The organism is Spirillospora sp. NPDC052242 (genome assembly GCF_040679555.1).
In the GTDB taxonomy this organism is placed as follows: domain Bacteria; phylum Actinomycetota; class Actinomycetes; order Streptosporangiales; family Streptosporangiaceae; genus Spirillospora.
The window spans coordinates 353,025-363,648 of the sequence record NZ_JBFAUZ010000001.1 but is presented as its reverse complement, the minus strand read 5'-3'; the positions used below and the strand labels follow the sequence as shown (position 1 = coordinate 363,648).

At 72.7% G+C, this 10,624-nt stretch carries 15 protein-coding genes; 8 read left to right on the top strand and 7 right to left on the bottom strand.

All coding sequences use genetic code 11. The annotated features are described in order from the left end of the window. Positions 1-143 precede the first annotated feature (143 nt). The gene (locus AB0L25_RS01870) at positions 144-554 is read right to left on the bottom strand and encodes a RidA family protein (protein WP_500167596.1); all 411 of its coding nucleotides are present in this window, start codon (positions 552-554) and stop codon (positions 144-146) included. A gap of 66 nt (positions 555-620) precedes the next feature. Here AB0L25_RS01870 and AB0L25_RS01865 point away from each other — a divergent pair, with 66 nt between their 5' ends. Continuing rightward, positions 621-1,235 (top strand): TetR/AcrR family transcriptional regulator, encoded by a 615-nt coding sequence (locus AB0L25_RS01865; protein ID WP_500167594.1) that lies wholly within the window; start codon positions 621-623, stop codon positions 1,233-1,235. A gap of 3 nt (positions 1,236-1,238) precedes the next feature. Here the strand turns inward: AB0L25_RS01865 and AB0L25_RS01860 are convergent, their stop codons facing one another. Then, entirely contained in the window at positions 1,239-2,450 is a 1,212-nt protein-coding gene (locus AB0L25_RS01860) for an erythromycin esterase family protein (protein ID WP_500167593.1), read from the bottom strand. A gap of 119 nt (positions 2,451-2,569) precedes the next feature. Here AB0L25_RS01860 and AB0L25_RS01855 point away from each other — a divergent pair, with 119 nt between their 5' ends. Then, positions 2,570-3,271, top strand: coding sequence for a MerR family transcriptional regulator (locus AB0L25_RS01855; RefSeq protein ID WP_500167591.1), 702 nt, complete (start codon positions 2,570-2,572; stop codon positions 3,269-3,271). On the opposite strand, the gene AB0L25_RS01850 is transcribed toward AB0L25_RS01855, so the two are convergent. Then, positions 3,244-4,467 carry an MFS transporter gene (locus AB0L25_RS01850; protein WP_500167589.1) on the bottom strand — a complete coding sequence of 408 codons (1,224 nt, stop codon included), beginning with the start codon at positions 4,465-4,467 and terminating at the stop codon, positions 3,244-3,246. The two genes, AB0L25_RS01855 and AB0L25_RS01850, sit on opposite strands and share 28 nt — an antisense overlap. Before the next feature lie 91 nt (positions 4,468-4,558). Here AB0L25_RS01850 and AB0L25_RS01845 point away from each other — a divergent pair, with 91 nt between their 5' ends. From AB0L25_RS01845 to AB0L25_RS01835, 3 genes are all read left to right on the top strand, one after another. Beyond that, positions 4,559-5,134 carry a helix-turn-helix domain-containing protein gene (locus tag AB0L25_RS01845; RefSeq protein WP_500167587.1) on the top strand — a complete coding sequence of 192 codons (576 nt, stop codon included), beginning with the start codon at positions 4,559-4,561 and terminating at the stop codon, positions 5,132-5,134. 92 nt (positions 5,135-5,226) lie between these two features. Beyond that, entirely contained in the window at positions 5,227-5,568 is a 342-nt protein-coding gene (locus tag AB0L25_RS01840; protein ID WP_500167585.1) for a DMT family transporter, read from the top strand. Continuing rightward, positions 5,565-5,891, top strand: coding sequence for a DMT family transporter (locus AB0L25_RS01835; protein WP_500167583.1), 327 nt, complete (start codon positions 5,565-5,567; stop codon positions 5,889-5,891). Before AB0L25_RS01840 ends, AB0L25_RS01835 begins: the two co-directional genes overlap by 4 nt. Positions 5,892-5,952: 61 nt before the next feature. Here the strand turns inward: AB0L25_RS01835 and AB0L25_RS01830 are convergent, their stop codons facing one another. Further along, the gene (locus AB0L25_RS01830) at positions 5,953-6,147 is read right to left on the bottom strand and encodes a DUF397 domain-containing protein (RefSeq protein ID WP_500167581.1); all 195 of its coding nucleotides are present in this window, start codon (positions 6,145-6,147) and stop codon (positions 5,953-5,955) included. Beyond that, positions 6,144-6,959: a helix-turn-helix domain-containing protein gene (locus AB0L25_RS01825; protein WP_500167579.1), complete on the bottom strand. Its 816-nt coding sequence runs from the start codon at positions 6,957-6,959 to the stop codon at positions 6,144-6,146. Before AB0L25_RS01825 ends, AB0L25_RS01830 begins: the two co-directional genes overlap by 4 nt. Positions 6,960-7,025: 66 nt before the next feature. Here AB0L25_RS01825 and AB0L25_RS01820 point away from each other — a divergent pair, with 66 nt between their 5' ends. Further along, entirely contained in the window at positions 7,026-7,490 is a 465-nt protein-coding gene (locus AB0L25_RS01820; protein WP_500167577.1) for an ATP-binding protein, read from the top strand. On the opposite strand, the gene AB0L25_RS01815 is transcribed toward AB0L25_RS01820, so the two are convergent. After that, on the bottom strand, positions 7,491-7,781 hold the full coding sequence (locus tag AB0L25_RS01815) for a hypothetical protein (RefSeq protein WP_500167575.1): 291 nt from the start codon (positions 7,779-7,781) through the stop codon (positions 7,491-7,493). Between the two features lie 161 nt (positions 7,782-7,942). On the opposite strand from AB0L25_RS01815, the gene AB0L25_RS01810 reads away from it, so the two are divergent. Then, positions 7,943-9,112 (top strand): MBL fold metallo-hydrolase, encoded by a 1,170-nt coding sequence (locus AB0L25_RS01810; RefSeq protein WP_500167574.1) that lies wholly within the window; start codon positions 7,943-7,945, stop codon positions 9,110-9,112. Positions 9,113-9,145: 33 nt separating this feature from the next. Here the strand turns inward: AB0L25_RS01810 and AB0L25_RS01805 are convergent, their stop codons facing one another. Beyond that, positions 9,146-10,027: an NAD(P)H-binding protein gene (locus AB0L25_RS01805; protein ID WP_500167571.1), complete on the bottom strand. Its 882-nt coding sequence runs from the start codon at positions 10,025-10,027 to the stop codon at positions 9,146-9,148. 49 nt (positions 10,028-10,076) lie between these two features. Between AB0L25_RS01805 and AB0L25_RS01800 the strand changes: the two genes are divergently transcribed. Continuing rightward, positions 10,077-10,448: a MerR family transcriptional regulator gene (locus tag AB0L25_RS01800; protein WP_500167569.1), complete on the top strand. Its 372-nt coding sequence runs from the start codon at positions 10,077-10,079 to the stop codon at positions 10,446-10,448. The last annotated feature ends 176 nt before the right edge of the window (positions 10,449-10,624 follow it).

The following is a 10,624-nucleotide window of genomic DNA, read 5'->3' as shown; positions in this document are numbered from 1 at the left end:
CCCCGTTTTCCGTTTTTTGCTGGGTTGCCGGGGGGTGTTGGTCCCCCCCATCCGCGAACCCGGTTGGCTCCACCGCGCGCGGGGGGGGGGGGGGGGGGGCGGGGGCGGCCGCCCCACCCCCGCCCGAAGGCCCCGCCCGGGGTTCAGTCGAGGACGGCGGTGGCCTCGACTTCGACGAGGAGGTCGGGCTCGGCGAGCGAGGCGACACCGATGCCGGTGAGCGGGGGGAACGCGGTGATGCCCAGCGTCGCGGCCGCCCGGGAGACGCCCTCGGTGAACCGGGACATCATCTCCGGGGGCAGGTCGCCGCGGTAGTAGACGGTCAGCTTCGCGACGTCGTCGAAGGTGGCGCCGGCCTCCGCCAGGGCGGTGGCGACGTTGAGGTAGCACTGCTCGACCTGGGCGGCGAGGTCGCCCTCGCCGACCCTGTTCCCGTCGGCGTCGCGGGCGACCTGGCCCGCGGTGAACACCAGCCGCGACCCGGTCGCGACCGACACCTGCCGGTAGAAGTCGGGCTTCGGCAGCCCTTCGGGGTTCGCCAGGGTGATGGCCATGCTGACTCCTCGGTCTCGTGGGCGACGCCGAAACCATAGCATTGCAATGCCATGTATTCTGGCGGCATGGCGAGGGCGAAGGATCCCGCGGTGCGCACGCTGCTCCTGGAGCGGGCCGCGCACATGCTCCGCACCCGCGAGCCCGTCACCCTGCGCTCGCTGGTGGCCGGGACGGGCGTGTCGACGATGGCCGTCTACACGCACTTCGGCGGCATGGACGGCATGTGGCGCGCCCTCCGCCAGGAGGGCTTCACCCGGCTGGCGGCCGGGTTCTCCGAGGTCCCGGCGTCCGACGATCCGGTGCGGGACCTGGCGACCCTGATCGCCGCCTACGCCGCCAACGCCCTCGACCACCCCGACCTGTACCGGGTCATGTTCGACGCGAGCGTCGAACTCGAGGACCTGCGCGCCGCCGACGACACCCTCGAACACCTCGTCCAGGCCGTCCGCCGCGCCGTGGACGCGGGCCGCCTGCACCCGGACGTCGTCCCGCTCGACCTCGCGATCCAGTGCTGGGCCGTCGCGCACGGGCTCGTGTCCCTCGTCGCCGGGGGCCCGCTGCCGCGCGAGACGCTCGCACACGGCGTCCCCATGCTGTCCGCGCTGCTCGCCGGGGCGGGGGACGAGCCCGCCCGGTGCCGCCGCTCGGTCGAGGCCGGCTGGCGGCACCTGGACGGGTGACCGTCAGCCCGCGACGCGGACGAACGCGACCGCGTCCGCGCCCCGCAGTTCCGCGGGCTCCAGCGGGATGTTCCCCGGACGGGACGGGACGCGCAGTCCCCGGGCGTCCGCGAGCGCGTCGGCGAGCGGGGCCGCCGGGAAGAACGCCCGGCCGGGGACGGCCCGCGCCAGCAGGCCCTGCAGGCTGTCGTCCGCGTCGCCGTCGCCGCCGTACTCGGACGCGATGAGCCGGTACCGTCCGCCCAGGTCGGACGCCGCGGTCAGCGCGCCCGCGCTCCACCAGTGCAGGCCCTCGCTCACGCCCCACCAGGGCATGTGGGAGCGGGCCCGCTGCAGGTGGGCGTTGTGCGCGAACACCAGGCACGGGCCGCGCCGCTCCTCCGCCGCGACGATGGCGCGCAGGTGCTCGGCCATCAGGGCGTCCCGCAGCCCGAGCAGGGTCGGGAACCGGGAAGGCGACGTGGACGCCAGGGCCGCGTGGTAGCGCAGGACGCTCCTGGCCGTGCGGGCGTGCGCGTGCGCGCGGAAGTAAGCGACGTCCGAGGTCGCCCCGATGAGGGACGGGGCCTCGAACTCGTAGACGGAGAGGACGTCGTCGGCGAGCAGCCGCAGCCGCCGCGCCTCGTCGGTGTCGCCGATCGAGTGCGCGGGGTCCATCATCACCTCGGGATGGGTCCACGCGGCGTCGTCGCCGAGCAGGGCGTCGAGGTCCCCGGCGTCGTACGGGACGCGCGGCAGATGCTCGGCCAGGTAGGCGTGCGCGGCCGTCAGCGAGGCGCGGGGGCTCGGCGCGCCGGTGATCTCGAACGGGCCGTCGAACCCGTAGAACCGGACCCGCTCCGCGGGCTCCACCCCCGCGTTGTGCTCCCGCAGCCATTCGAGCAGTTCCCGGTTGCCCGGCAGCGTCCCGAACTCGTGTGTGAAGCCCGCGGCCAGGACGTCGTCCAGATCGCCGGCTCCGGTGGTGACGTGGTCGTCGACGGCCGCCCCGGCGAGATGGTCGCTCTCGACGGCGATGGACCGGTAGCCGTGGTGCTCCACCAGGTGCCGCAGCACCTCGTTGCGCAGCCGCGGGAACTCTTCCATGTCGTGGGCGGGCTCGCCCAGCCCGAGGAGCACGGGCGCCGGGCGGAAGCCGTCCAGCAGGCGATCGAGTGCGGAACCCAGCTCGGCGGGGTCGTCGCCGAAGTGCAGACCGATGTCGCGGACAGACACGAAAAGCCCCTTTCGCGGGCGTGGCCGAACGGTCGCACTTAACTGTAACGTTGAAACCTCCATTGAAACTTTTCGCGGAAACCTCCCCCGACCAGCGGCCCAACCTTCAAAACGAGGACATGAAAGCTCTGCGACCCGTCGACCTCGCCCGCGAGCACGGACTCTCCGCGCAGGCCGTCCGCAACTACGAGGAGGACGGCATCCTGCCCCCGGCCGAGCGCAGCGCCAGCGGGTACCGGCGGTACACCGCCGTCCACGCCCAGGCCCTGCGCGCCTTCCTCGCCCTCCGCGCCGGCTACGGGCACGCGACCGCCGCCGAGATCCTGCGGGCCGCCGGACGCGGCGACGACGAGGCGCTCTTCCGGCTGATCGACCGCGCGCACGCCGACCTGCTGCACGAACGGGACGTCCTCGACCAGGTCGCCGTCGCGCTCGGCGACCTGACCGCCGCGCCGCCCGCCGACCGGCGCGCGGAGCTGTCCATCGGCGAGCTGGCCCACCAGCTCGGCATGCACCCCGCGTCGCTGCGCAAGTGGGAGGCGGCGGGCATCCTGCGACCCCGCCGCGACCCCGTCACCGGCCGCCGCCGCTACCCGCCGGACGTGGTGCGCGACGCGCACGCCGCCCGCCAGCTCCGCCGCGGCGGCTACCCGCTGCGCCGCATCGAGCTGTTCGTCGACCGGCTCCGCGCCGCGGGCGACACCACCGACCTCGAGGACGTCCTCGCCGAATGGCGCGCCCGCCTCCGCACCCGCAGCCGCGCGATGCTCGCCGCCGCGGCCCCCCTCGACGACTACCTCGACCTCCTGCCGCGCCCCTGACCGGCAGCCCGGTCGAGGAGGACGAGCGGGAGCGCGGCCGTGGCGAGGACGGCCCCGATCAGGCACACGGACGTGAGCCCCGCGCCCCGCGCCAGCGCGGCCGCCGCCAGGACGGGCGTGATGCTGATGCCGAGCTGGAACGCCGACACGGTGACGGCCCCGGCGAGCGTCGGGGCGTCCGCCGCGACCGCGAACACGCGCGCGTACAGGGCCGGGTTCAGCACGAACGCGGCGACCCCGAGCAGGAACACCGCGGGCACGACCGCCCAGACCTCCCGCGCCGCCGCGGCGATCACCAGCGACAGCCCCGCGACCGCCGCCGTCCCGGCGAGGAGCGCGGCGTGCGGGCGCCGGTCGGCCACCCGCCCGCCGACCGACAGCCCCGCGAAGGCGCCGACCCCGAACAGCGCGAGGACCGCAGGGATCCACGACTCGGGGACGCCGGTGACGTCCGCGAGCACGGCCGCCAGGTAGTTGAACGTGATCATGTACGCGGCGGTGGTCAGGATCGTGACCGCGTAGACGCCCCAGAGCGCGGGCCGCCGCATCGCGCCGATCTCGCGGGCCGCGCTCGGCCGGGACGTCCGTCCGGCGCCGGTCCGGTCGGCGGGCAGCCCGAGCAGGCAGCCGACCGTCCCGGCCGCCGTCAGGGCGACGACCACCCAGAAACCGGCACGCCACGTGGTGAAGTGGCCGAGCAGCGTGCCCGCCGGGCCGCCGACGACCATCGCGACGCTGAGGCCGCTCACCACGACGCCGGACGCGCGGGCGTTGCGGTCCGGCGTCACCAGGCCGATCGCGGTCACCGCCGCCACCGCGAAGAACCCCGCGTAGGCGACGCCCGACACGAACCTGCTCGCCAGCAGGACCGGGTAGTCGCCGAGCAGCCCGGCGGCGACGCTCGCGGCGAAGACGGTCTGCGTCGCCACCAGCGCGGTCCGTCTCGGCCAGCGCAGGCTGAGCACGGCGAACGGCGGCCCGCCCACCACCACCCCGAGCGCGAACGCGGTGATGAGGAGCCCCGCCGAGGAGAGCGTCACGTCCAGGTCCGCCGCGACCGCCGGGAGCACACCGGCCAGCAGGAACTCCGCGGTGCCCATCGCGAACAGGCTGAACCCCAGCAGGTACACGCCCGCGGGCAGCCGCGACCGTCCCGTGGCGGCGGACGGCTCCGTGTTCGTCATCGTCGTGTCCATCCGGATCACCTCCGCCGACAGACTCGGGAGAACCGATCGGTTTCGGCAAAGAATTTTGCCGAAACCGGGACACATCGGATTGACTGCCGCCATGCACGACCAACCGACCGTCGACGCCGTCATCGAGCAGATCGCGCCCCGGCTGCGGCGCGCCCGGGAGAAGAAGGGCCTCAGCCTGTCCGCCCTCGCCCGGACCACCGGCATCTCCACCAGCACGCTGTCCCGCCTGGAATCGGGACAGCGCAAGCCGAGCCTCGAACTCCTCCTGCCGATCACCGCCGCGCTCGGGATCCCCCTCGACGAGATCGTCGCCGCGCCCCGCATCCTCGACCCGCGCGTCCCGCAGCGCCCCACCCGGAAGGACGGGCGGGTGCTGATCCCGCTGTCGCGGCAGCAGGGCGAGCCGCGCGCCTACAAGATGACCATCCCGGCGCACGACGAGCAGCCCCACCTGCGGACCCACGCGGGCCGCGAATGGCTGTACGTCCTCCGCGGACGGCTCCGCGTCACGCTCGGCGACCAAGACTTCGTCATGGGCCCCGGCGAGGCCGCCGAGTTCGACTGCCGCATCCCGCACTGGTTCGGCGCCGCGGGCCGCGGCGGCGTCGAGGTGCTCAGCCTCTTCGGCAAGCAGGGCGAACGCATCCACCTGCGCACCCGCCGCTGACGGCGATGCCGCAAGCGTCCCCGACCTCCCGGAAGGTAAAGTGCCCGGCGGCCGCACCGACCACCCGTCCGTCCGGAAAGAAGAGACGTCCGTTGAACAAGTGGGCACCCCTCCTGGCGGCGATCCTCCTGGAGGTGACCGCCACGCTGGCCCTGCGCGCCGCCGTGGACCGGCCCGCCTGGTACGCGCTGGTGGCCGTCGGCTATGTCGGCGCGTTCGTCGGCCTCAGCTTCGCGCTGCGCGCCGGGCTGGGCGTCGGCGTGGCGTACGGGGTGTGGGCCGCCGCCGGAGTCGTGCTCACCGCCGTCCTCGCCGCCGTGCTCTTCGACGACGCGCTCACCGTCACCATGGGCGTCGGCATCGCCCTGGTGATCGCCGGGGTGCTGTGCGTGGAGATGGGCTCCCAGCGCGCCCACGACCGGGAGCACGCGTGACCTGGCTGTACCTGGCGGGGGCGATCCTCACCGAAGTCACGGCCACGCTCTCGCTGCGGATGGCCTCCCAGCCCGGCGGACGGAGGGCCTGGTTCGCGCTCGTGGCCGCCGGCTACCTGGCCGCGTTCGCCTTCCTCACGCTCGCCCTGCACGACGGCCTGGGCATCGGCGTCGCCTACGGCATCTGGGCCGCCTCCGGCGTCGCCCTCACCGCCATCGCGTCACGCGTCCTGTTCAAGGAGGCCCTCACGAGGGTCATGGGCCTGGGCATCGTCCTCATCGCCGCCGGAGTCCTCTTCATCGAACTCGGCGCCGCCCACTGATCCCGTTTCGTGCCGACCGCGTGAGGTGCCGACGGCACCCGCCGCCGGCACCTCACGCACCTCAGGCCCGCTTCTCAGGAAGCCGCTTGATCGCGTCCAGGATGCCCGAGAACTGGGCCGCGGTGAGGTCGAGGTGCCCGCCGGCGGGGTTCTTGGAGTCGCGCACGCCGATGCCCTGCGCAAGTCGTCCCAGCTCAACGCACTGGTTGTCGTTCGCTCCGCCCGTGTAAGAGCTCTTGCGCCACCGCACGATCATGTGAGTCGCTCCAGGTATTGCTTGATGATCTCGCGTGAGGCTTCCTCGGAAGCCGCGTTCACGCCGATGCGATCGAACATAACGGACAGATCGCGGACTTCGCGCGGCGATTCGATCAAGCGGCCGCCGTTCTGTGCGGCCGAGTAGGCGACATCGCGATCTTCGAGACCGATGATCTGCATCGCGCCATCGACTCCCATGTACTCACCCGAGGCGAAGGGGACCACGCGCACGCTGACGTGTTGAAGCGAGGCCAGTTCGAGCAGATGCTCGAGTTGCTTCTTCATTACCTCGGCGCCTCCGACCGGACGCGCCAAAACGCTTTCGTCGATCACGGTCCAGGTAAGAAGGGAGTCACCTTTCTCCCAGTATGCCTTTTTCTTGGCGATCCGCAGCGCCATGATGGCATCGAGGTCCTTGAACTTGCTCGCTTTCACGTAGGCCCATGTGTAGTCGTCCGTCTGGAGGGCGAGGGGGACGACCTGGCCGTGGTACGTCTTGATCGATATCGCTTCTTCTTCGTATCGATCGATCTGGCGACCCCAGTCGGGATCGTGGGCCATTCGGGCGAACCAGAGCAGAACTTGGAAGAGGACGCCCGTGCCGTAGCGTTCGTCCAGGATCCTCATTTGGTCGTCGTGCGGGCGTCTCCTTCCCGCCTCCAGGTTGGAAACAGTCGACCGTGCGGCACCGATGAGCTCGCCGCACTGGGTGAGCGACAGGCCCATCTTCTCGCGCCAGAACCGCATCATGAACGCCAGGAAGTGCCACATGGAGATCTTGGGGTCGAGGGGGTCGCGGACGATGGGCATCGTTTCTCCCTGTTTTCGATGTGCGTGACTACAAGGCAACTCTAAGTCGCCTCAGCGAGTCTTGCCGTGGAAATCGAAAATCGAGGCAAGGGCGGGGCGATGTCGATCACTGCGACGGGGGACTTGATCATTCCTCTTTTGGGGACGCCGACGGCCGTGGGGCTTGCGCGGACGCTTGCGGGCGCTCGGTTGCAGAAATGGGGTTGTTTTCACATTTCGGACGATGCGCTTCTGATCGTCTCCGAACTCGTCACCAATGCCGCGCGGCAGACGCCGCACGAGGAGATCCGCTTCCAGCTCAGCCGGGACGTCGGCGGCGTCGTCATCGCGGTCTGGGATTCGAGTCCCGAGGTGCCGCGGCGGCCGGAACCGGTCGTCGAGTTGACTCTGGACGACCTGGACGCGTGCGGCGGGGGCTTCGAGGACGGCGGGGGCCGCGGGCTGTCGATCGTCCAGACCCTCGCGTCGCACTGCGGCGTCACCAAGGACCCGAACGGCGGCAAATGGGTGTGGGCGCGGCTGCGCCCCTGATCAGGCCGCCGCCGCGTCGAGGCGGTTCGCCAGCGCCAGGTAGGTCTCCGCCCAGCCGCTGCTCATCGCGATCTCGCACAGCGGGGCCGTCGGGAGGAGGAGGCGGCGGAGGTCGGGCAGCCGGGCGGCGTCGCCGCGGCGGAGCCGGTCGGCGTGGTCGCGCAGGTCGGAGACGAGTTCGTCCTCGCTCGCGTACCGCTCCTGCCAGGTCAGGTCCTGAGGTGCGGCCTGCACGATGGCGAGTATCGCCTCGACGGTCTCGAGGGCGGTGTCCAGCAGGCGCGCGTCCATCCGACCAGCATCGCCGACGTCCCGCCGCCCCCGCCAGCCCGCCCGCGGAGGTATTCGCAGCGGCGATGGCGGGGATCCGGGATAGCGATCACCGAAGGTCTGGTGCCCCCACCACGGCCTCTGCATTGTTGGTGATCCCACCCCGGCGAAAGGTCGAACCCGTGTGCACCTGTGCGTCCCACCCGCCCGCGCCCGATAACGCGTCCTCCGGTGTCCGGACGGGACGGCGCGCGGTGCTGCGGGCCGCCGTCCTCGGCGGCGGCGCGGCGGCCCTCGCGGGGCTCGCCCCCTCCGCCGCGCAGGCCGCGCCCGGCGGGCGGCGGCCCGGGCACCGCGGTACCGAGCTCGTCCTGCTCGGCACCGCCGCCGGACCGCCGCCGCTCGCGGCCCGGACCGGCATCGCGTCGGCGCTCGTCGTCAACGGCCGCACCTACGTGATCGACGCCGGACGGGGCGCGGTCACGCAGTTCATGCGCGCGGGGCTGTCGATGCCGTCCCTCGCCGGGATCTTCGTGACCCACCTGCACGCCGACCACACCGTGGACCTGTTCTCGTTCCCGCTGCTCAGCGCCGGGGTCGTCGGGCCGCAGGGGTTCCAGCGCCCGATCGACGTGTACGGGCCCGGCTCGGCCGGGAAACTGCCGCCCGGCCCGCCGCCCGGAATGGACTGGGTGGACGCGGACGACCCGGTCCCGGGCATCGCGGGACTGCTCCGGCTGTCGAACGAGGCGTTCGCCTACTCCACCAACGGGTTCATCGCCGAGCACATGGGCAACGACCCCGCCGACTACACGCGCGTCCACGAGGTCCGGTCGCCCGCGTCGTCCGGGGCGAGCGCCGACGACCCGGCGCCGGAGATGGAGCCGTTCGCGGTGATGGAGAACGACGACCTGAAGGCGACGGCGATCCTCGTCCCGCACGGCCCGGTGTTCCCCGCGCTGGCCTACCGGATCGAGACGGACGACGGCGCGGTCGTCTTCTCGGGCGACACCGCGCGCACCCCCAACATCCCGCGCCTCGCCGCGGACGCCGACGTCCTCGTCCACGAGGCGTTCCACCGGGACGCGGTCGCCCGGATCGGCTACCCGCCCGCGGTCGTCGAGCACATCGGCGCCGTCCACACCGAGGTCGGGGACCTGGGTGCGATCGGCGTCGAGTCGGGCGCCAGGCGGATCGTGGTCAGCCACATCTCGCCCGCCGACCCATCGGTGCTGTCCGACGCGGCGTGGCAGGCCGCCGCCCGCCGCAGCGCGCGGAAGGCGGGCTACCGGGGCCGCATCACCGTGGGCGGCGACCTCGACCGCTTCCCGATCGCCCGCCGCAAGCGCTGAAGCGGCGCGGGGAACCTCCTCGCCGGGCTCGCGTCAGCCGAACTCGGCCGCGTGGTCGGCGGCCCACGCGGCGAAGGTGCCGGCCGGTCGGCCGGTGAGCCGCTCGACGTGATCGGTGATGCGGGTCGACTCCGGTCGCCGCACCGATGCGGTGATCAGTGCTTCCACGAGCGGCTCCGGTCGACCGTCCGCGAGCATGCGGGATCGGGCGGACTCCGGTGGGAGGGCGCGGAAACGCACGGGTCGCCGGAGGGCGGCGCCGAGCCGGGCCGCCTGGTCGGCGCGAGTGAGGGCTTCGGGCCCTGTGAGCAGGTACGGTCCGTGGCCGAGCCGGTCGTGCGGCGCGAGGAGGACGGCCACGGCGGCATCGGCGACGTCTCGCTCGTCGACCACGGCCGTCCGCGCGATGTCCGGGCCCGACACCTCGTCGCCCCGGCGCAGCTGCGCCGTCCAGCCGCGCACGTTGGACGCCAGCGTGTCGCTGCGCAGCACGATGGGGCGCAGACCGGCGGCGTGCAGCAAGACCTCCATATCGGCGTGCACCTGAACGATGGGATCGCTCTGCCGAGAGGCGCCGTCGTCGACGGCGGTCGAGGAGAGGTAGACGACGCGGGGCGCCGCCGCGGCCAGCTCCCTCACGACCTCGCGGGCCGGAGCGGCATCGAGCAGGGGCCAGATCAGGAAGACGGCGTCCACGCCGGCGAGCGCCGCCCGCACATCACCGGGGTCCGTGAGGTCGCCGGCCGCCCAGTCGACCCCGGGCCGTGGTGCGGGCCGAGCCCGCACAAGGCATCGGACGCGCGCGCCTCGCTCCACGAGACGGTCGACGACCTCCCGGCCGAGGTTGCCGGTCGCGCCGGTGACGAGGATCGACGGACGGTCGCGGGAGCCCATCGGTTCGGTGGTGTCGGGCATGATCGGGACGTTAAGGGTTCAGGTCGACATGAAGGCAAGAGCGCGTGTGATGCGGACGATCGGTGAAGTGGCCGCAGGACTCGGGATCGAAGCCCACGTGCTGCGGCACTGGGAAGACGTCGGGGCGCTCACCGTGGGGCGCGATGGCAACGGCCACCGCGTCTACGACGACCGCGCCGTGGAACAGGCGCGCACGGTGCTGAAGCTGCGGCGCGTCGGGCTCTCGCTGCCCGAGGTGATCGCCGCCATGGCGCCGGAGAAGTCGGCGGCTCAGCCGGTCGTGCGGGCGAAGATCGCGGCCCTCGAAGAGGAGATCGTCCGGAAGTGGCAGGCGATCACCTTTCTCCGGCACACCGCCGAGTGCCGGCATCGCTATCTCGACGACTGTTCGGAATGCGCGAGTTTCGTCCGAGAGCCCTGAGCCCGGTGACGTTCTGGCCGAGGTCCTGGGTCACACGCCTGAGCCTGCGCCGGGCGGGCGCGCCACGTGGCGTTCCCGCGGGGCGGCAGGCCCGGCTGCCGCCTCGTCCCTACCTGCGGACGGCCCCGCTTGATGACTCGCGGCGGCGGAGGCTCAAGTCCTCCTTCGCATCCGGC